We start from the raw sequence: 19,211 nt of genomic DNA, 5'->3' as shown, positions 1-19,211 counted from the left end.
CTTACCTCGCGGCCGTGCCGGTGGCGACGGCGTCGGCATTCCAGCCGCCGCCGAGCACCAGGAACAGCTGGATCTGGTCGCGCGAGACCTGCGCCTGCGCGTCCGCCAGGGTCGCATCGGCGCTGGCCAGGCTGCGGTCGGCATCCAGGCTGGCCAAGTAGGGCGTGCGCCCGCCCTGATAGAGGCGGCGGTTCTGGCTGGCAGCCAGATCGGCCTGCTGCTGTGCCTGCTGCAGGAACTGCAGCCGCTGCAGATCCTGGGCATAGCGGCTCAGCGCGGTCTGGGTTTCGCGCAGGGCCTGCAGCACGCTGTGATCGAACTCGGCCAGCGCGGCATCGGCACCGGCCTCGGTGGCGTGGATGCGCGCATGCGTGCCGGAAGAGGGCAGCGTCCAGGAAATCAGCGGGCCGATCGACCATTGCTGGGTCAACGGCGTACCGAAGTCTTCCAGTAGGCCGGCCGCACCGACCGAGGCGCCCAGGCGGATGTCCGGGTAGAGCTCGGCGGTGGCCACGCCGATCCGCGCGGTGGCGGCGGCCAGCTTGCGCTCGGCCTGGCGGATGTCTGGGCGGCGTTGCAGCAGCGCGCGGCCATCGCCGATCGGCAGGGCCTGGGCCAGGGTCGGGGCCTGGCTGCAGTCGCTCACGCCCTCGGGCAGCTGGCCTGGCGTTCGGCCGAGCAGGGCGGCCAGCTGGTATTCGGAGGCCTGGCGGTGTGCACGCAACGGCGGCAGCGCGGCCTGCAGCATCGCGACCTGGGCATTGGCGCGGGCCAGCTCCGGCGGCGTACCGCGGCCGGCCGTGATCAAGCGCTGGGTGACCTCGCGGCTGCGCTGCTGCAGCTGCAGCGAGTGCTCGGCCACGTGCAGCTCATGGTTGGCGTGGCAGATGTCGGCGTAGCTGCCGGCCACCTGCGCGACCAGCGACACGCGCGCCAGGTCCATCGCGGCGGCGGTGGCCTGCTCGTCGGCATGCGCGGCCTCGGAGGCGCGCTTGAGCTTGCCGAACAGATCGAACTGATAGGACACCGCGAATTTGCCGTCGGCCAGGTTGATCGGCGGCAGTTCGTGCTCAAGCAGGAACGATTCGGCCGAGAGCTGCGCGCGGCTGACTCCGGCCTCGGCCTCGTACTCGAACCCACCCGCATCCAGCGCCTGCTCGTACACGGCGGCGGCGCGGCGCAGGTTGGCATCGGCCACCTTCAGTTCCACGTTGTCGCGCAGCGCCTGCTGCACCAGCGCGTTTAGGGTGTCGTCCTGGTACAGCTCCCACCAGCGTGCGGGCAGCGCGGCGCCAGCGGCGACCTGCGGGTTGCCGGTGTCCAGGAAGGCGGCGTTCGCCTCCGGCCGCTGGAAGGCGGACCCGGCCGGCACCGCGTAGTCCGGGCCGACGGTGCGGCACGCGGCCAGCGTGGTCAGTGCCACCCCCAGGGCGATGCGGTGAAGCGCCGGGCGGTTCACAGCGCCGTCCGTGCCGGTTGCGCTGGCGTGGCCTGCGCGGTGTCCGGCTGGATGGTGACGGTGGCGGTACGCCCTGCGATCAGGTTCACGCCGGCCGGCACGCGGTCGATATGGATGCGCACCGGGATGCGCTGGGCCAGCCGCACCCAGTCGAAGGCAGGCGTCACGTTCGGCAGCAGGCTGCTGCCTTCGCTGCGGTAACGGTCTTCGATGCCGGCGGCGATGCTCTGCACGTGGCCCTGCAGCGGCTGCGCTTCGCCCATCAGGCGGATGTCGACCTTCTGCCCGGCATGCACGCCCTGCAGGCGGGTTTCTTCGAAGTAGCCGTCCACGCGGAACGAGCCGGTATCGAGCACGGCCATCACCGGGCGCCCGGCGGTCACGTAGTCGCCCGCGCGCACGGTGCGGTCGTTGAGGTGGCCATCGCTGGGGCTGCGCACTTCGGTACGCGCCAGGTTGAGCTTGGCCAGATCGACGGCGGCCTGCGCGGTGGCCATCGAGGCCTGCGCGGCGAGCAGCTTGGCGCGGCGCACTTCGGCATCCTCGGCGGCGACCAGATCCTGCAGGCTGCGGTCGCGCGCGATCTCGCGGCGCAGCTGGTCCAGCGTGGCGCGGCGTTCGCCCAAGGCGGCCTGGGCCTGCTCCAGCGCTATCTCATAGCGTGCCCGGTCCACCACGAACAGCACCTCACCGCGCTTGACCGGCTGGTTGTCGGCCACCTTCACCGCCTCCACCAGCCCGGACACGTCCGGCGCGACCTGCACCACGTCGGCGCTGACATGCGCATCACGCGTCCACGGCTCATCCATGTAATAGGCCCACAGGTGGCGCAGCACCAGCACGGCGGCCAGTACGGCCACGGCGGTCAATACGACCGGGAATGTCTGCTTGAGGATCTTGTTCACGATTGCATCCAACGCATCAGGGAAAACAACCCGCCGAGCACGATCACGTACACGGCCAGGTTGAACAGGGCGGGGTGCCAGATGTGGCGGTAGGCGCCGGTGCGCTGCAGGACCACGCGCAACCCGCTCTTGAGCAGGTAGGCAAGCAGCATCAACCCGAGCAGGGTCGGGACGAACACACCATAGAGACTGAATTCACCGTACATCGAGGCAAAGGATTCACAGGGGAGCGGAAAGGGGATCGCCCGGCGTCGAGGGACGACACCGGGCGGTACAACGGGGAACAGGCTTACGTCACGCGGTCGGCCGCATCGGCCAGCAGCTGCCACAGCTTCAGGACGGTGCGCAGTTCATCCAGGGTCAACTCGCCGAACACATCCTGGCGCAGGCCGATCAGCTGGGTTTCCAGCTCGCTGACCAGGGCCTCGCCCTTGTCGGTCAGCCACAGCAGGTTGGCGCGGCGGTCGCTGGCGTCGCATTCGCGGCGGACCAGGTCGCTGGCGGCCAGCTTGTCCAGCAGGCGCACCAGCGAGGGCCCTTCCATGCCCAGCTGGTGGGCCAGCGCCACCTGGCGGATCCCTCCCCCGGCGCGCCCGATCATCAGCAGCGGCATGGTGCAGGCAGCGGAAATGCCGTAGCTGCCCAGGGCCTGGTCGGCCAGGCGCTGCCACTGCCGCCCTGCATAGAGCAGGCCGGAACTGAGCTGCATCTGCAGCTGGGTACGTTCGTCAAGGGATCGGTTCATTAGAATAGATAGGATACTACTAATTCGTCTCCTATCAATACCCGTGGCACAACCGCGGCCCAATGAATGCCTTTCCGAGCGCGGCCCGGGCGCCCCAGCGCAGGACGCCCGAGGGGTCTGTCGGGTACGATGCTCGCCCCCCTTCGGGTGCTGTATGTAATGAGCAAGCAAGACAACGACGCCAACCCCGTCACCCAGGCCGAGGCCGAATCGGCGGTGCGCACCCTGCTGCGCTGGGCCGGTGAAGATCCGACCCGTGAAGGCCTGCTGGATACCCCGCGCCGCGTTGCCGAAGCCTATGGCGACTGGTTCAGCGGCTACCGCGACGACCCGCGCGCCTACATGGAGCGGACCTTCGAGGAAGTGGCCGGCTACGACGAACTGATCGTGCTGCGCGACATCGAGTACGAAAGCCACTGCGAACACCACATGGCGCCGATCATCGGCCGCGTGCACGTCGGCTATCTGCCGGCCGGCAAGGTGGTGGGCATCAGCAAGCTGGCCCGCGTGGTCGAGGCGTACGCGCGCCGCTTCCAAGTCCAGGAAAAGATGACCGCGCAGATCGCCCAGTGCATCCAGGACGTGCTGCAGCCGGTCGGCGTGGGTGTGGTGGTGGAAGGTGCGCACGAGTGCATGACCACCCGCGGCATCCACAAGCGGGGCGTCAGCATGGTCACCTCGAAGATGCTGGGCAGCTTCCGCGAGGACGCGCGCACCCGCGCCGAGTTCCTGCGTTTCATCGAAGTGGGCGGCAAGCGCTGATTCCCCGCGCTGTCGCGCGCGGCCGGCAGGCGCTGGGCTTCGGCCCGGCCCTGCGGGTGCGTGCGCGTCCCGTTTCCCTCCCGGCCGCCGCGACCCGCGCGGCCCGTCTTCCTGTCCCCGGTCTCGAATGAAACATCGCGAGCGCATTACCCGTTACCGCCACCTGCGCGAACAGTCGCAGTGGAAGCTGCTGGCGGCCGATCACGCGCCGGAGATCATCGGCCTGCTGCAGAGCCTGCTGATGCAGGACGAGCGCACCCTGTCCACTGCGGTGCTGCACGAACGCCTGCAGCGCGCGCTGGATGATCTCAAGGCCGATGAGCTCTCGCGCGACCTGCCTCGCACCGCACAGGCCTACATCGCGCACTGGCTGGCCCAGGGCTGGCTGGAACGTCGCCTGCCCGAAGGCGCCGACCAGGAACAGTACGAACTGTCCACCCAGGCCGCGCAGGCGATCCGCTTCGCCGACAGCCTGGAGCAGGCGCGCGCTGCCGCCACCGAGAGCCGGCTGGCGCTGGTGATCGAGCAGCTCTCGCAGCTGGCCGCGCTGACCGAATCCAACCCGGATGCGCGCCTGTCCGCGCTGCGCGACGAGCGCGACCGCATCGATGCCGAGATCGCCCGTGTCAGCGGCGGCAAGGTCTCCTCGCTGGACGGCAAGCGCGCGCTGGAGCGGACCCGCCAGATCATCGGCCTGGCCGACGAGCTGACCGAAGATTTCCGCCGCGTGCGCGACGACTTCGAACGCCTCAACCGTGAATTCCGCGAACGCATCATCGATGATGAGGGCGAGCGCGGTGACGTCCTGTCCAAGCTGTTCGAAGGCGTGGACGTGATCGGCGACAGCGACGCCGGGCGCAGCTTCGAGGCGTTCTGGCGCCTGCTCAATGATGCCGAACAGAGCGCCCAGCTCGATGCCGCGCTGGAGACCGTGCTCGCGCGTGGTTTCGCGCGCAAGCTGGATCGCAACGAGCGCACCTTCCTGCGTGGCTTCACCACCACCATGCTTGAGCGCGGTGGCCAGGTCCACGACGTGCTGCAGCACTTCGCGCGCAGCCTGCGCGGCTTCGTGCAGAGCCGTGGCTACCTGGAACAGCGCCGCCTCAACCAGCTGCTCAAGCAGGCCCAGGGCGAGGCGCTGGGCCTGCGCGACCACATCCCGGCGCAGCGCGGCATCGGCCGCGACCTGCAGCTCACCACCAGCCGGCTGCGCTCGCTCTCGCAATGGAAGCTGCACGATCCGCGCCAGGCGCAGGTGGATGGCAGCGTGCAGCGCAACGACACCGCCGCGATCTCGCTGGAAAGTGTCGGCGACCTGGTGGCCGCCTCTGAAATCGACTTCCGCACCCTGCGCTGCGATCTGCACGAGCTGCTCGGCGCGCAGCCGCGGCTGTCGATCGCGCAGGTGCTTGAACACCGCGAGGCCCCGCAGGGCCTCGGCAGCATCATCGGTTACCTCTCGCTCGGCACCCGCCACGGCGAGGTCGCCACCGATCAACAGGAGATCGCGCAATGGCGCGGCGGCGATGGCCAATGGCGTCGCGCCCGCATTCCGCTGATCTGGTTCACCCAGGAGAAACGCCATGAGCTGGCATGAACAATCCACCGACACCCCGATCGACGGCGGCGCAGACGAGCACGACGACGAGCCGGTCGTGGTGACGCCCGTCCTGCGGCGTAACAATGACGTCTTCTACATGGGCGACACCGGCCGGCTGCCGCTCGATGGCCGCCGCGCGCTGTGCCAGCTGCTGATCGGCCCGAGCATCGACCAGCTGCGCCACGCCAAGCTATGGCCGGCGCTGATCCGCAGCGAAGCGGCGATCCGCTCGGCGCTCTCGGACCTGTTCCTGGAACTGGTGCTGGACCGCGAGAGCGGCGTGGCCTTCACCCGCCAGGCCGATACCGAAGATATCGATGCACCGGTGCTGCTGCGTACCTCGCCGCTGACCTTCATCGATTCGGTGCTGCTGCTGCACCTGCGCCAGCAGTTGGCCGAAGCCGATGCGCGCGGCGTGCGCGCGGTGGTCGAGGATGCCGAACTGGCCGAAGCACTGGCCGTGTACGAGCGCCACCTGTCCACCGACCGTGCCGGCTTCAACCGCCGCGTCGCCAGTGCCGTGCAGAAGATGAAGGACAACCACATCCTCACCCGCCTCGGCGGCGACGATGCGCGTCATGAAGTCTCGCCGGCATTGAAACTGATGTTCTCCGCCGAAGATGTCGCCGCCCTGGCCCAGGTGTACCGCCGCCTGCGCGAAGCGCCGGCCGACCTCGACGCCTGAGCGCGCGCCCGCGCGCCGCTGCCCTGCCTGGATTGCTAGCCCTGCCATGACCGTCCACATTCCCGCACCCGCTCTGTTCCCCGGCGACCAGCCCGACCCGCGCGCGCAGCAGTTCCGCATGCGCCGCCTGCAGGTCCACAACTGGGGCACCTTCTCCGGCCTGACCGAAGTGCCGATCGCCGAACGCGGCTTCCTGTTCGTCGGCCGCTCCGGCTCGGGCAAGTCGACCCTGCTCGATGCGATGTCCGCGCTGCTGGTACCGCCGGCCCTGGTCGACTTCAATGCCGCCGCGCGCGAAGCCGAACGCAGTGGCCGCGACCGCAACCTGGTCTCCTACGTGCGTGGCGCCTGGGCCGACCAGCAGGACAGCGGCACCGGCGAAATCGCCACCCAGTACCTGCGTAAAGGCGCTACCTGGACCGCGCTGGTACTGGAATACCGCAGCAATGACGGCCGCATTGTCAGCCTGGTGCGCCTGTTCTGGATCGCCGGCAACGGCGCGGCGGCGGCCGATGTGCGCAAGCACTACATGGTGGCCGAGCGCAGTTTCGACATCGCGCGCGACCTCGGCGGCTTCGACCTGGACCTGCGCAAGCTCAAGCAGCGCCTGGGCGATGTGCACCACTTCGACAGCTTCGCCGGCTATGCCGAACGGTTCCGCCACGTGCTCGGGATCGAGAACGAGATGGCGCTGCGCCTGCTGCACAAGACGCAGTCGGCGAAGAACCTCGGCGATCTGAACGTGTTCCTGCGCGACTTCATGCTCGATGCACCGCGCACCTTCGATGCCGCCGAGCGGCTGGTCGATGATTTCGCCGAACTCGATGGCGCCCACCAGGCCGTGGTCACCGCGCGCCGCCAGGTCGAAACCCTGCTGCCCGCACGTGGCCACTACGCCGATCTGCAGGCACTGCGCCGCCAGCGCGAAGACCTGGACGAGATGAAGCTGGGCATCGACGGCGTGCGCGAGCAGCGTCGCCTGGCCCTGCTTGAGGCCCGCCTGCTGGAACTGGATACCCGCGACCGCGGTCTGTTCGGGGAAGAAGGCCAGCGCCGCAGCGCGCTGGACAACCATGAAAGCCACCTCGCCGAGCTGGAAGCGCAGCGGCGCCAACAGGGCGGTGAGCGCATCGAAGAACTGGAGCGCGAACAGGGCCGTGTCGCCCAGGAACGCGACCGCCGACTGGCCAAGCGCAGCCAGGCCAACCATGCCAGCCGCGAACTGGGTGAAACCCTGGCCGAGACCGCGCACGGGTTTGCCGAGCAGCTCGCCCGCGCCCAGGCCCGCCTGGACGATGGCCAGCGCGCGGCGGCCGAACTGGATGAAGCCATCGCCGAGCGCATGGGCGGCAAACGCGACGACGAACGCCGCTTCGCCGAGGTGCGTTCGGAACTGGAGGCGCTCAAGCGCACCCCGTCCAGCATTCCCGCACCCATGCAGCAGCTGCGCGCACGTCTGAGCAGCGATACCGGCATTCCCGAGGCGGCGCTGCCGTTCGTGGGCGAACTGCTGCAGGTCCGCGACGAAGACGCCGCATGGCAGGGCGCCATCGAGCGCGTGCTGCACGGCTTCGCGCAGTCGCTGCTGGTCGATGAGCGCCACCACGCCCAGGTCTCGGAGTGGATCAACCAGACCCACCTCGGTACCCGCCTGGTCTACTACCGCGTACGCCGCAACGACGATGCGCTGCATGGCCGCGAGCCGGGCGCACGTTCGCTGCTGCACAAGCTGGTGCTGCGCGAGCACGGCTATGCCGGCTGGCTGCGCCGCGAGCTGGGCAAGCGCTTCGACTACGAATGCGTGGATGCACGCCACCTGCGCGATACCGACCGCGGCATCACCAAGGAAGGCCAGGTCAAGCACCCGGGCGAGCGCTTCGAGAAGGACGATCGCCACAACATCAGCGATCGCCGCCGTTGGCTGCTGGGCTTCAACAACCGCGACAAGCTGGACCTGTACGAGCGCGAAGCGATCGAACTGGCCCAGCGCATCGCCGCCTGCGACAGCGACGTGGCCGGCCTGCGCGCGCAGCGCGAACAGGACGGCAAGGCCCGACTGGCCTGCCATCAACTGTGCACGCTGGGCTGGGACGAGATCGATGTGGCCGCACCGCTGCAGCGCCTGGACGACATCGCCCAGGCCCTGCACGACCTGCGCGAAGGCAATGCCGACCTGCGCAAGCTGGGCGAACAGATCGAGAAGACCCGCGCCGACGTGGCCCAGGCCAAGCGCACCTATGAAGACGTGCGCGTGGAGCGCGGCCAGCTTGGCCGTGAACACGAACGCCTGGAACGCCTGCACGAGCAGTGCGCGCCGCTGGCCAAGCGCGTGGTCACCCCCCTGCAGCAACAGGGCCTGGACGAACGCCTGAAGGCACTCGGCGTGCTCAGCCTGGAGAACCTGGAAGCCCACTTCCGGCAGATCAGCAACACCCTCAATGAACAGCTCGGCGGTTCCCAGGCCGAACACAACCGGCTGGAGAACCTGCTGCTCGGCTGCTTCCGCCGCTACTGCCAGGCCTGGCCCGAAGACAGCGGCGACTTCACCGTCAGCTTGTCCAGCGCCGAGGATTTCCTGGCCCGCCTGCAACGGCTGGAGAACGATGGCCTGCCGCAGCACGAGGCACGCTTCTTCGATCTGCTGCAGAGCCAGAGCAAGAACAACCTGCTGGCCCTGCAGCGGCACACGGCCGAGGCGCGCAAGTCGATCGCCCAGCGCCTGGACGAGGTCAATGCCTCGCTGGAGCAGGTGCCGTTCAACCGCGGCACCCTGCTGACCATCGAACTCACCGATCGCCGCCTGCCTGAAGTGCTGGAGTTCCACCAGCGCCTGCGCGACGTGCTGTCCCAACAGCAGACCGAGCAGCGCGAACTGGCCGAAGCACAGTTCGCGGTCCTGCGTGAGCTGGTCGCCAAGCTCGGCTCGCAGGAGGGCGAGGACAAGCGCTGGCGCGAGCTGGTGCTGGACGTGCGCCTGCATGTGGAATTCGTCGGCGTCGAGCTCGACGCCGCCACCCGCCAACAGGTGGAGATCTACCGCAGCGGTGCGGGCAAGTCCGGCGGCCAGCGCCAGAAGCTGGCCACCACCTGCCTGGCGGCCGCGCTGCGCTACCAGCTCGGTGGCGCCGACGGCCAGCTGCCCAGCTACGCGGCGGTGGTGCTGGATGAAGCCTTCGACAAGGCCGACAACGAGTTCACCGCGCTGGCGATGAACATCTTCGACAACTTCGGGTTCCAGATGGTCGTGGCCACCCCGCTGAAGTCGGTGATGACGCTGGAGCCGTTCATCGGCGGTGCCTGCTTCGTGGAGATCAGCGGTCGCCACGACTCCGGCGTGCTGCTGATCGAGTACGACGACGAAGGCAAGCGCCTGAAGCTGCCCGAGCGTGCCCGCGCCGGCGAGACGACGGCGGCACCGGCACCGGCACCGGCCGTGATCGACGCGCCTGCCGTGGTGGATGCCCCCGAGGTGATGGCCAACGAGGTGATGGCTGCCTCGGTCGACGAGGACGCCCACGTCGAGGCCGAGGTCGAGGGCGTGGAGGCACCGGCAGCCGTGCCGGCATCCCGCGCGAAGAAGGCTGCGCCCCAGGTACCGGCGAAGAAAGCGGCAAAGAAGACGGCCACCAAGGCCGTACCCAAGGCGGCCGCAAAGAAGCCGGCCAAGCCCAGGCGCTGAGCAACCAACGGGTCAGCCCCAGGGCTGGCCCGTCCGGCTAACCGCCGAAGGTATCCCAGCCCATCCGGGCGATCAGCACCACCACCAGGCCGACGAACAGCTTGCGGATGAAGGGCGTGCCACCGCGCAGCGCCATCCGCGTGCCGACCACCGAGCCGATGATGTTGGCCGCGGCCATCGGCAGCGCGAACAGCCACAGGATGTTGCCGGTCGGCACGAAGAAGGAGATCGCCGCCACGTTGGTCGCCAGGTTCACCACCTTGGAGGCGGCAGACGCCCGCAGGAAGTCCAACCCGAAGAAGCGCACGAACAGGAAGATCAGGAAGCTGCCGGTGCCGGGCCCGAAGAAGCCGTCATAGAACCCGATCACCGCACCGATCGCCAACGCGGTGACCAGCTCCTTGCGGCCGATCTCGCGCGGGCGGTGCAGGGCACCGAAGTCCTTCTTCCACAGCGTGTAGCCGAGCATCGCCACCAGCAGCACGAGCACCAGCGGGCGCACCGCATCCTTGGGCAGCAGGCTGACCGCCGTGGCCCCGGCGAAGGAGAACACGAAGGCCGTGCCGGCCGCGAACAATACCGGCCGCCACGGGAAGCGCACATTGCGCGCGTAGCGGAACGCGGCGGCGGCCGTGCCGAACATCGAGCTGAACTTGTTGGTGCCGAACAGCATCGCCGGCGTGTGCTGCGGCAGGACCGTGAACAACCCGGGCAACTGCACCAGCCCACCGCCGCCGACGGCGGCATCCACCAGGCCGGCGATGAAGGCGATCGCCACCAACCACAACAGTTCAGGGGGAACCAGCTCAAGCACGGCGGCACATCGCGGCAGAAGGCGCGCCAGCATACGCCCGGTCATCGCGCGACAATACCCCCATGACCACCGCCCTCTCCGATCCCTGTCCCTGCGGCCACCCACTGGCCTACACCGCCTGCTGCGGCCTCTACCACGCCGGCACCCCCGCGCCGGATGCCGAAGCGCTGATGCGCTCGCGCTACAGCGCCTACGTGCGCCACCTGGCCGAGTACCTGCTGGCCAGCTGGCACCCGTCCACGCGCCCGGGCGAGCTGTCGCTGGACGAAGCACCCGGCCAGCGCACCCAGTGGCTGGGGCTGACGATCCACGCACATACCCGCTCAGATGCCGACCACGCCCAGGTCCGCTTCACCGCGCGCTACAAGGTCGGCGGCGGCAGTGCGGTGAAAATGCTCGAACACAGCCGCTTCGTCCGCGAAGACGGCCGCTGGTTCTATCTCGACGCGTTGCCCTGAGCCAGCGCGTTGGCGCGCACCGGCACGGTGCCCTGCTGCCCAAGCGCACGCACACAGTTGCGGCCGGCGTCCTTGGCTGCATACAGGGCCTGGTCGGCGGCCTTGAGCACTGCCTGCGGGCTGTCGGCGACCCGGCTGTCGGCCACGCCGATGCTCACCGTCACCTGCACCACCTCGCCACTGCCACCGCGTCCACGCTGCAGCTGCCCCACCGCATCGTCGCGGCTGCGCGCGGCCCGGTCACGCAGATGCATACGGACGCCTTCGATCCTGGCGCGGATTTCCTCCACCGACGCCACGCAGGCCGGGGCAGGGCGATCCAGGAACACCAGCGCGAACTCTTCGCCGCCGTAGCGGAATGCGCGGCCACCGCCCCCGATCTCGGACAGGCGCGCGGCCACCAGCTTGAGCACGTCATCGCCGGCATCGTGGCCGTGGGTATCGTTGAAGCGCTTGAAGTGATCCACGTCCACCATGGCGATGGTGTAGGTGGCCCCGACCCGCTGCAGGCATTCATTGAACGCGCGGCGGCCGGGCAACCCGGTGAGTTCATCGCGGAAGGCCATGTGGAAGGCTTCCTGCAGCATCGCCGAGATGACCAGCAACAGCGCCATGCAGCTGACGGCGGGCAGCAGGGCCGGCGAGACGAACACCCGTGGCAGCATCCACCACAGGCAGAGCAGGGCGATCAGCAGGGCGGTGTGCAGCGGCCGGGGCTGGCGCCAGGCCTGTACCGCCAGCGCGACCGTCGTCACCGCGAACAACAGCGCAGGCAGCTGGGCCAGCGCATTCCAGCCACTCGGCAGCCACGGCAGGTGGCGGTCCGACAACAAGGCATGCATGCCGACCGGGCCTTGTGCGGCCATCAGCAGGAAAATGCCGAGGGCCGTCCCGCTGACCACGCCACGCAGCAACAGGTCCTGGCGCAGCCGTCCGCGTTCGGGCCACAGCCCATGCAGCAGGAACAGCAGTGGCAGCCACCACGACACCGCGTGGAAGATCAGCGGGGTCAGCGCCGAAACAACGCCATCGCGCAGGAACGTGCCGACCACACCATGCAGCAGGGCGAACGCCGAGGCGATGGCCAGCATCAGGCACAGCGCCCGGACGCGGTTGTAGATCAGCGCCAGGCCGACACCCAGGCAGGCCAGCACCATCGGCAGCAGGCGATGCACCGAACTGCCGGCTTCCGCCGCGGGGGTGGCGGCCCACAATCCCAGCGCCACCAGTACTGCAGGCAGTACGAACAGATAGTGACTGGGCTGGCGTAGCAGATGCGTCCGCAAGAGGGGTTCCACGTGGTGGCCGGCGCGCCGTGGCTGCAGCGTGCAAACCGGACTACACAGGCGATGGGTCTTCCCCGGTAGCGGCCTGCGCGTATTCAACTTGAGCAATGTCACCGGATCGATGCGGTGCCATGACGTGGCACTCACCCCGGCTGGTCGATCCTCACCGCAATGAATACCGCCGTCGCTGCCGCACTACCGCACACTGCCGCCCCGCCATCGCCGCTGGCCGTCCGCTACGCCACCGTGCGTGCACGCACGCTCGCGCTGGCCGCACCGCTCAGTGCCGAAGATGCCATGGTCCAGAGCATGCCCGACGCCAGCCCGGCGAAATGGCACCTGGCCCATACCACGTGGTTCTTCGAGCGCTTCGTGCTGGCGACCCGCCCCGGCTACGCCCCGATCGATGCGGACTGGCACTACCTGTTCAACAGCTACTACCAGAGCATTGGCCCGGCCCATGCACGCCCACAGCGCGGCCTGCTCTCGCGCCCCACGCTGGACGAGGTGCTGCACTTCCGCGCGGAGATCGATCAGCGTGTGCTCGCCGCACTGCAGGCCGGCAATCTGAGCGAGCAGGCCCAGCATCAGCTGCTGCTCGGCCTGCACCATGAGCAGCAGCACCAGGAACTGCTGTTGACCGACATCAAGCACGCGTTCTGGTCCAATCCACTGCAACCGGCGTACCGCACCGATCTCCCGGCAAGCCCGGCGCGTGCGCGGCCGCTGCAGTGGCGCAGCAGCCCGGAACGGATCGTGGAGATCGGTGCACCGGTGTGGCCCACCCAGTCGACGTTTGCGTATGACAACGAATCGCCGGTGCACCGCGCTCTGGTCCCGGCGCATGCGCTGGCCAACCGCCCTGTCAACAACGAGGAATACCGTCAGTTCGTGCAGGCCGGCGGCTATCGCGAGCCGCGCTGGTGGATGAGTGAAGGCTGGACGCTGTGCCAGGAACAGCAGTGGCAGCACCCGCTGTACTGGGATGACGCGCTGGAGCGCGAGTTCACTCTGGGCGGCTGGCGCGCGCTCGATCCGCATGCGCCGGTCTGCCACCTGAGCTATTTCGAAGCCGACGCCTACGCGCGTTGGTGCGACGCCCGCCTGCCCACGGAGTTCGAATGGGAAGCGGCGACGGCGGGCCGCGCCCTGCGTGGCCGCTTTGCCGATGCCGATCAGCTGCACCCGGGCGGCGCAGAGGAAGAGGGGGACATCGTCCAGTTGTTCGGCGATGTGTGGGAATGGACCAGCAGCGCCTACGGGCCGTATCCGGGCTTCCGCACCTTCCCCGGCAACCTGGGTGAGTACAACGGCAAGTTCATGTGTGGTCAGTGGGTGCTGCGGGGCGGCAGCTGCGCCACGCCGGCCGATCATCTGCGCGCCAGCTACCGCAACTTCTTCGCGCCGTCGGCCCGGTGGCAGTTCGCCGGTCTGCGCCTGGCCCGGGACGTCGCATGAGCTCGGTCCGTGATGCGATGGATGCACTGACCGATCTACAGCCGGATCGTGACCGGATCACCGCCGACATCCTGCGCGGGCTCTCGTCCACGCCGCGCCAGCTGCCCTCCAAGTACTTCTACGATGCCCACGGCTCGGCGCTGTTCGAGCAGATCACCCGGCAGCCGGAGTACTACCCGACCCGGACCGAACTGCAGCTGCTGCAGGACTGTGCGCATGACATCGCCAAGGTGGTCGGCCCGCGTCTGCACGTGGTGGAACTGGGCAGCGGCAGCGGCCGCAAGACCGAGCTGCTGCTGCATGCGCTGCGTGAGCCGGTCGCGTACACCCCGATCGAAATCTCGCGCGCCGCTCTGCTGGACAGCATCACCCGGCTGGCACCGTCGCTGCCGGATATCGAAATGCTGCCGGTCTGCGCCGACTTCACCCACCCGGTCCAGTTGCCGTCGCCGCAGCGCGAGCCCGCCCGCCACCTGGTGTTCTTCCCCGGCTCGACGCTCGGCAACTTCGCCCATGATGACGCCATCGCACTATTGAAGGCGATGCGCCAGACCATGGGTCCGGATGGCATGGCCCTGATCGGCATCGACCTGCACAAGGACGCGGCGTTGATCGAAGCGGCGTACAACGATGCCGCCGGGGTCACTGCCGAGTTCACCCTCAATCTGCTGCGTCGGCTCAACCGCGACATCGGCAGCGATTTCGATCTGGACGGCTTCCGCCATCGTGCCCGCTACAGCGTGCCGCGGCTGCGCATCGAAACCGAGCTGGTCAGCCAACGCGCGCAACGCGTGCACGTGTATGGCCAGGCCTTCGAGTTCGCCGAAGGTGAAGCGATGACGGTCGAGTACAGCCATAAATACACCGATGCGGTGTTCGCCCGCATGGCCGCCGATGCCGGCCTGCAGGTGACCGCCCACTGGAACGCGACCGATCCCGCCTTCGGCCTGCGCCTGCTGCAGCCGGCCTGACCTGCGCGGCATTGCCGCTATGATGCAGGTCCACTGGCTGCAAGGATTCCGCCAATGCGATGGTCGCCCCTGTTGTTGTCCGGGCTGTGGCTCGGCGTACCCTCGTTCGCGGTCGCCGCGCCGGACGCCTTCTCCACGTGCCTGGTCACCCTCAAGGCCCAGGCCGGCAAGCAGGGCATCCCGGCTGAGCGTTTCGACGTGCTCACCGCCGGGCTGACCCCCGATCCCAGCGTGCTGCCGCTGCTGGATGCGCAGCCGGAGTTCACCACCCCGTTGTGGGACTACCTGGCCGCGCTGGTGGATACCCAGCGCGTCGATGACGGGCGCGCCCGTCTGATCGAGCACCGTGATCTGCTGGCCCGTGTTTCGGCCGAGTACGGCGTCGATCCGGCCACCATCGTCGCGGTCTGGGGCGTAGAGAGCGATTACGGGCGCGTGTTCGGCAAGCGCCCGCTGCTGCAGTCGCTGGCCACACTCTCCTGCGAAGGCCGCCGCCAGCCCTTTTTCCGCGGTGAACTGCTGGCCCTGATCAAGCTGATCGATGCCGGCGACCTGCGCGCCGAGGGCCTGACCGGCTCGTGGGCCGGCGCCTTCGGCCACACCCAGTTCATGCCGTCTACCTATGCGCGTATCGCGGTGGATGGTGACGGTGATGGTCGTCGCGATCTGGTCGCCTCCATTCCCGATGCGCTGGCCTCCACCGCCAACTATCTGAAGAAGGCCGGCTGGCGCACCGGGCAGCCGTGGGGCATCGAGGTGAAGATCCCGGCCGGCTTCAACACCGCCCAAGCCGGCCGCACCCAGCGCAAGCCATTGGCCGACTGGCGCGCGCTGGGCATCGTGCCGGTTGCCGGCGGAACGCTGGCGCCGGCGGGGCTGCCCGCCGACAGCACTGCCGCATTGCTGCTCCCGACCGGTGCCAAGGGCCCGGCGTGGCTGGTGTTCCGCAACTACGACGCGATCTACGCCTACAACGCCGCCGAGAGCTATGCCCTGGCGATCGCCACCCTGGCCGATCGCCTGCGGGGTGGCCCGGGTATCGTCGCCGCCTGGCCAACCGATGATCCTGGCATCGGCCGTACCGAACGCCGAGAGCTGCAGACCCTGTTGCTGGCCCGCGGCCACGACATCGGTACGGCGGACGGCATGATCGGTACCGCCACCCGCCGCGCCATCCAGGCCGAGCAGCAGCGCCTGGGCTGGGCCCCCGCCGATGGCCGTGCCGGCCAGCGCATCCTCACCGCCCTGCGCGGTGCTCCTCCTTCTTCCACACCGACCATGCCCGCATCCACCGTGTTCACCCTGCCGCCCAACCATGCCCAATACGTCCAGTCGCCGGCCGCGCCGCGCGCTGCCCTGCCCAAGGTGCCCGGACTCAGCCTGGCCGACATCCAGGGCTTCCCCGCGTGGAGGGTCGAGACCCCGTTCGCCACCGCTGCGATCAGCGTGTTCGGTGGCCAGCTGCTGTCCTATGTGCCCAAGGGCGGGCAGGACGTGATGTGGCTCTCGCCGAGCGCCCAGCCGCTGCCGACCCCGATCCGTGGCGGCAGCCCCGTGTGCTGGCCGTATTTCGGCCGCCAGGGGCAGGGCAATGACGTCCCTTCGCATGGCTTCGTCCGCAACGTGCCATGGACCCTGCAGCAGGCCCGTCGCGAGGCCGATGGCACCATGGTGCTGACCCTGGCCCCGCCGGTGCTGGAGAACCTGGATCTGCGCCTGCGCATGGAACTGCGGATCGGCCGCACCCTGGAACAGCGCCTGATCACTGAGAACACCGGCCGCCAGCCGGTCGCCTTCACCCAGGCCCTGCACAACTACTTCCATGTCAGCGATGCGATGCAGGTCAGCGTGGAAGGCCTGGATGGCCTGTCCTACCTGGACAAGTTCGAGAACTACGCGACCCCGCGCCAGCAGCAGGGCGACTGGAGCCTGCGCGACCCGCGCGATCCCGGCCGCAGCGACCGCATCTATACCCAGGCCGGTGGCCGCTATCTGCTCAAGGACCCGGGCCTGAAGCGCCGCATCGAGATCACCACCAGCGGCAGCCGCTCGCTGGTCGCGTGGAACCCGGGCGAGGCGGGCGCCAGCAAGATGGCCGATGTCGGGGCCGGCTGGCGCAACTATGTGTGCCTGGAGGCGGCCAATGCCGGCCCGGATGTGGTGACCCTGGCGCCGGGTGCGCAGCACGTGTTGCAGCAGACGCTGGCGGTTCGCCCGCTATGAGTACGGTTCCGCCCCCGGCCCGGATCGACGAGAGTGCCGGGAATCCTTATCGCGCGCCCAGCACCGCCATGCACGAGGCCATGATCGACGCCCAGATCGATGCGGCCGTGGCGGTGCATGACCGCCATCCGCTGCTGGCGAAGGCGGTGGGCGACAACTTCGCGTTGTATGCCCGTCGCTGGCATCTGGATGACGCCGGTGGCCGCTGGCCGCGCCCGTGGCACTGGCCGGCCGTCCTGTTTGGCTTCCACTGGCTCATGTACCGGCGCATGTACCTGGTGGCATTGGCGGTGCTGATCGCCGATTTCGCCATTGGCATGGCGATGGTCCTGCTGGACCTGGCGGTGGGCGGCGTCGTGTTATCGCTGGGTGTGCAGCTCTCGCTGGGCATCTTCGGCAATGCGCTGTACCGCTGGCATTGCCGCCGCATGGTGGCGCGGGCGCAGGCCCGTTTTACCGGGCAGCCGGAGCGGATCAACGCGGAACTGGTGCGCCGCGGGGGGACCAGCCGGCTCGCGCTGGGTGTGGGCCTGGCGCTGTTCGTCGTGCTGCGGGTAGTTGAAGGCGCGTGACCCGTCAGTGGGCGACCGGGCGCGGTCGCAACGCCACCAGGCAGATGCCGCCGGCCACCAGCCCCCAGAAAGCCGAGCCGATCCCGGCCAGCGACAGGCCCGAGGCGGTGACCAGGAAGGTCACCAGGGCCGCCTCGCGATCGGCCTCCTCACGCAGGGCCATCGCCAGGCTGTTGGCGATGGTGCCGAACAGCGCGATCCCGGCCACGCAGGCCACCAGTTCCTTGGGGAAGGCGGCGAACACGGCCGCCACCGTCGCCCCGAACAGCCCGACCACGATATAGAAGGCGCCCGCGGCCACGGCTGCGGTGTAACGCCGCGCAGGATCCTCGTGTGCTTCGCGCCCCATGCAGATCGCCGCCGTGATTGCGGCCAGATTGAGCCCAAAGGCGCCGAAGGGGGCGAGCAGCGTATTGACCACCCCGATCCAGCCGATCACCGGCGATACCGGCGTGTCGTAGCCGGAGGCGCGGATCACCGCCACGCCCGGGATGTTCTGCGAGGCCATGGTCACCACGAACAGGGGCAGAGCGATGCCGAACACCGCCGACCACGACAGCGTTGGCCAGGTGAACACCGGCGTGGCCAGCTCCAGCCGCACGTCCTGCATATGAAGCAGCCCCTGACCGGCCGCCACCATGACACCGACAAGCAGCGTGGCGATCACCGCATAGCGCGGGAACAGCCGTCGCCCGATCAGCCAGGTGGCGAACATCGCCAATGCCATGCCCAGCTGGGTGCCCATCGAGACGAACACATCCAGACCGAAGCGCAGCAGTACGCCAGCAAGCATGCCCGCGGCCAGCGCCATCGGCACACGCTTCATCAACTTCGCGAAGATCCCCGAGAAGCCGGCGAGCATGCCCAGCACCGCGGCAAGGACGAACGCACCGATCGCATCGCTGTAGCCGACCGCGCCCGCACCCACCACGAGCATTGCCGCACCCGGCGTGGACCATGCAGTGACGACCGGCATCCGATAGCGCAGTGACAGACCAATACAGGTCACGCCCATGCCAAGGCCCAACGCCCACATCCACGAGGCGATCTGCGCCTGGTCGGCGCCAACCGCGCGTGCGGCCTGGAACACGATCACCGCCGAACTGGCGAAGCCCACCAATACCGTAATGAAGCCCGCCATCACCGCAGGCAGGGAGAGATCGCGCCACAACGAACGTTTGCCTACCGCGGACATCGCATGCATTCCTGATGACTGGAGATGCATTGTTAGCAAGCCAGCGGCAGCACGCGCAACGCGCGTGCTGCCGCGCTTGTTGATGAGCAGCACGTATGGATGACGCGTTGATGAAAAAGATCGACGAAAACGCTTGACGAATTTTCAGAAGTCTTTAGTATTCGCTCCCTCGCTGCGACGCGGTCTTCACCCCGGTGAACACCCACCCGCAGCGACGGCAACAACCTTCGAAAGAAGGTGTTGACGGAAACGAAAAGCCTGACATAATAGGCGGCTCGCAACGACGAAAGCCTCTGAGGCGAACGACGAAGCGGCATCGGCAACAACGGTTCACTTCGGTGAAACGGCCTTGAAAAAAGGTGTTGACGAAGCAGATAAGCCGGTCTATAATGGGCGGCT

General features: G+C 68.5%; 17 protein-coding genes. 9 read left to right on the top strand and 8 right to left on the bottom strand.

What is annotated here, in order from left to right; translation table 11 throughout:
• Position 1 precedes the first annotated feature (1 nt).
• From AC1DIQ_RS12150 to AC1DIQ_RS12135, 4 genes are all read right to left on the bottom strand, one after another.
• Entirely contained in the window at positions 2–1,459 is a 1,458-nt protein-coding gene (locus AC1DIQ_RS12150; protein WP_282260669.1) for an efflux transporter outer membrane subunit, read from the bottom strand.
• Positions 1,456–2,364 (bottom strand): efflux RND transporter periplasmic adaptor subunit, encoded by a 909-nt coding sequence (locus AC1DIQ_RS12145; protein ID WP_282260671.1) that lies wholly within the window; start codon positions 2,362–2,364, stop codon positions 1,456–1,458. Before AC1DIQ_RS12145 ends, AC1DIQ_RS12150 begins: the two co-directional genes overlap by 4 nt.
• On the bottom strand, positions 2,361–2,570 hold the full coding sequence (locus tag AC1DIQ_RS12140) for a DUF1656 domain-containing protein (protein ID WP_019183984.1): 210 nt from the start codon (positions 2,568–2,570) through the stop codon (positions 2,361–2,363). The genes AC1DIQ_RS12145 and AC1DIQ_RS12140 overlap by 4 nt, the downstream gene beginning before the upstream one ends.
• 83 nt (positions 2,571–2,653) lie before the next feature.
• A complete protein-coding gene (locus AC1DIQ_RS12135; protein ID WP_121043644.1) occupies positions 2,654–3,109 on the bottom strand; it encodes a MarR family winged helix-turn-helix transcriptional regulator in 456 nt (151 codons plus the stop codon).
• A 159-nt stretch (positions 3,110–3,268) separates the two neighbouring features.
• On the opposite strand from AC1DIQ_RS12135, the gene folE reads away from it, so the two are divergent.
• The 4 genes from folE to AC1DIQ_RS12115 all read left to right on the top strand — a co-directional run bounded on the left by folE (position 3,269) and on the right by AC1DIQ_RS12115 (position 9,835).
• Positions 3,269–3,871 carry a GTP cyclohydrolase I FolE gene (folE, locus tag AC1DIQ_RS12130; protein WP_019183982.1) on the top strand — a complete coding sequence of 201 codons (603 nt, stop codon included), beginning with the start codon at positions 3,269–3,271 and terminating at the stop codon, positions 3,869–3,871.
• Between the two features lie 127 nt (positions 3,872–3,998).
• A complete protein-coding gene (locus AC1DIQ_RS12125; RefSeq protein ID WP_478050119.1) occupies positions 3,999–5,468 on the top strand; it encodes a DUF3375 domain-containing protein in 1,470 nt (489 codons plus the stop codon).
• Positions 5,455–6,156, top strand: coding sequence for a DUF4194 domain-containing protein (locus AC1DIQ_RS12120; protein ID WP_123730916.1), 702 nt, complete (start codon positions 5,455–5,457; stop codon positions 6,154–6,156). The genes AC1DIQ_RS12125 and AC1DIQ_RS12120 overlap by 14 nt, the downstream gene beginning before the upstream one ends.
• Before the next feature lie 46 nt (positions 6,157–6,202).
• Positions 6,203–9,835, top strand: a complete 3,633-nt coding sequence (locus AC1DIQ_RS12115) for an ATP-binding protein (RefSeq protein WP_478050118.1) — start codon at positions 6,203–6,205, stop codon at positions 9,833–9,835.
• Positions 9,836–9,872: 37 nt separating this feature from the next.
• Here AC1DIQ_RS12115 and AC1DIQ_RS12110 read toward each other — a convergent pair whose 3' ends face one another.
• Positions 9,873–10,649 carry a sulfite exporter TauE/SafE family protein gene (locus tag AC1DIQ_RS12110; RefSeq protein ID WP_121044016.1) on the bottom strand — a complete coding sequence of 259 codons (777 nt, stop codon included), beginning with the start codon at positions 10,647–10,649 and terminating at the stop codon, positions 9,873–9,875.
• Positions 10,650–10,711: 62 nt separating this feature from the next.
• Here AC1DIQ_RS12110 and AC1DIQ_RS12105 point away from each other — a divergent pair, with 62 nt between their 5' ends.
• Positions 10,712–11,107 (top strand): YchJ family metal-binding protein, encoded by a 396-nt coding sequence (locus AC1DIQ_RS12105; RefSeq protein WP_121043632.1) that lies wholly within the window; start codon positions 10,712–10,714, stop codon positions 11,105–11,107.
• Here the strand turns inward: AC1DIQ_RS12105 and AC1DIQ_RS12100 are convergent.
• On the bottom strand, positions 11,086–12,393 hold the full coding sequence (locus AC1DIQ_RS12100) for a GGDEF domain-containing protein (RefSeq protein WP_121043629.1): 1,308 nt from the start codon (positions 12,391–12,393) through the stop codon (positions 11,086–11,088). The two genes, AC1DIQ_RS12105 and AC1DIQ_RS12100, sit on opposite strands and share 22 nt — an antisense overlap.
• A gap of 171 nt (positions 12,394–12,564) precedes the next feature.
• Between AC1DIQ_RS12100 and egtB the strand changes: the two genes are divergently transcribed.
• Genes egtB through AC1DIQ_RS12080 form a run of 4 tightly spaced genes read left to right on the top strand, consistent with a single transcriptional unit; the run spans position 12,565 to position 17,617 of the window.
• Positions 12,565–13,851 carry an ergothioneine biosynthesis protein EgtB gene (egtB, locus tag AC1DIQ_RS12095; protein ID WP_478050117.1) on the top strand — a complete coding sequence of 429 codons (1,287 nt, stop codon included), beginning with the start codon at positions 12,565–12,567 and terminating at the stop codon, positions 13,849–13,851.
• Entirely contained in the window at positions 13,848–14,822 is a 975-nt protein-coding gene (gene egtD, locus AC1DIQ_RS12090) for an L-histidine N(alpha)-methyltransferase (RefSeq protein ID WP_478050116.1), read from the top strand. The genes egtB and egtD overlap by 4 nt, the downstream gene beginning before the upstream one ends.
• Positions 14,823–14,876: 54 nt before the next feature.
• Positions 14,877–17,045 carry a lytic murein transglycosylase gene (locus tag AC1DIQ_RS12085; protein WP_478050115.1) on the top strand — a complete coding sequence of 723 codons (2,169 nt, stop codon included), beginning with the start codon at positions 14,877–14,879 and terminating at the stop codon, positions 17,043–17,045.
• Positions 17,042–17,617 carry a DUF2628 domain-containing protein gene (locus AC1DIQ_RS12080; protein WP_121043616.1) on the top strand — a complete coding sequence of 192 codons (576 nt, stop codon included), beginning with the start codon at positions 17,042–17,044 and terminating at the stop codon, positions 17,615–17,617. The genes AC1DIQ_RS12085 and AC1DIQ_RS12080 overlap by 4 nt, the downstream gene beginning before the upstream one ends.
• Positions 17,618–17,621: 4 nt before the next feature.
• On the opposite strand, the gene AC1DIQ_RS12075 is transcribed toward AC1DIQ_RS12080, so the two are convergent.
• The gene (locus tag AC1DIQ_RS12075) at positions 17,622–18,812 is read right to left on the bottom strand and encodes a benzoate/H(+) symporter BenE family transporter (protein ID WP_121043613.1); all 1,191 of its coding nucleotides are present in this window, start codon (positions 18,810–18,812) and stop codon (positions 17,622–17,624) included.
• A 32-nt stretch (positions 18,813–18,844) separates the two neighbouring features.
• The coding region (locus AC1DIQ_RS12070) for a hypothetical protein (RefSeq protein ID WP_478050114.1) at positions 18,845–19,211 on the bottom strand (367 nt) is incomplete at its 5' end.

This window comes from Stenotrophomonas sp. 05L413 (assembly GCF_056397945.1).
The sequence above is the reverse complement of the archived record's forward strand: the minus strand, read 5'-3'. Positions and strand labels throughout refer to the sequence as shown.

Excerpts from the sequence above, each read along its gene's own strand:
- AC1DIQ_RS12140 (WP_019183984.1), bottom strand. The coding sequence starts at position 2,570 with ATGTACGGTGAATTCAGTCTCTATGGTGTGTTCGTCCCGACCCTGCTC.
- AC1DIQ_RS12135 (WP_121043644.1), bottom strand. The coding sequence starts at position 3,109 with ATGAACCGATCCCTTGACGAACGTACCCAGCTGCAGATGCAGCTCAGT.
- folE (WP_019183982.1), top strand. The coding sequence starts at position 3,269 with ATGAGCAAGCAAGACAACGACGCCAACCCCGTCACCCAGGCCGAGGCC.
- AC1DIQ_RS12125 (WP_478050119.1), top strand. The coding sequence starts at position 3,999 with ATGAAACATCGCGAGCGCATTACCCGTTACCGCCACCTGCGCGAACAG.
- AC1DIQ_RS12120 (WP_123730916.1), top strand. The coding sequence starts at position 5,455 with ATGAGCTGGCATGAACAATCCACCGACACCCCGATCGACGGCGGCGCA.
- AC1DIQ_RS12115 (WP_478050118.1), top strand. The coding sequence starts at position 6,203 with ATGACCGTCCACATTCCCGCACCCGCTCTGTTCCCCGGCGACCAGCCC.
- AC1DIQ_RS12105 (WP_121043632.1), top strand. The coding sequence starts at position 10,712 with ATGACCACCGCCCTCTCCGATCCCTGTCCCTGCGGCCACCCACTGGCC.
- egtB (WP_478050117.1), top strand. The coding sequence starts at position 12,565 with ATGAATACCGCCGTCGCTGCCGCACTACCGCACACTGCCGCCCCGCCA.
- egtD (WP_478050116.1), top strand. The coding sequence starts at position 13,848 with ATGAGCTCGGTCCGTGATGCGATGGATGCACTGACCGATCTACAGCCG.
- AC1DIQ_RS12085 (WP_478050115.1), top strand. The coding sequence starts at position 14,877 with ATGCGATGGTCGCCCCTGTTGTTGTCCGGGCTGTGGCTCGGCGTACCC.
- AC1DIQ_RS12080 (WP_121043616.1), top strand. The coding sequence starts at position 17,042 with ATGAGTACGGTTCCGCCCCCGGCCCGGATCGACGAGAGTGCCGGGAAT.
- AC1DIQ_RS12075 (WP_121043613.1), bottom strand. The coding sequence starts at position 18,812 with ATGTCCGCGGTAGGCAAACGTTCGTTGTGGCGCGATCTCTCCCTGCCT.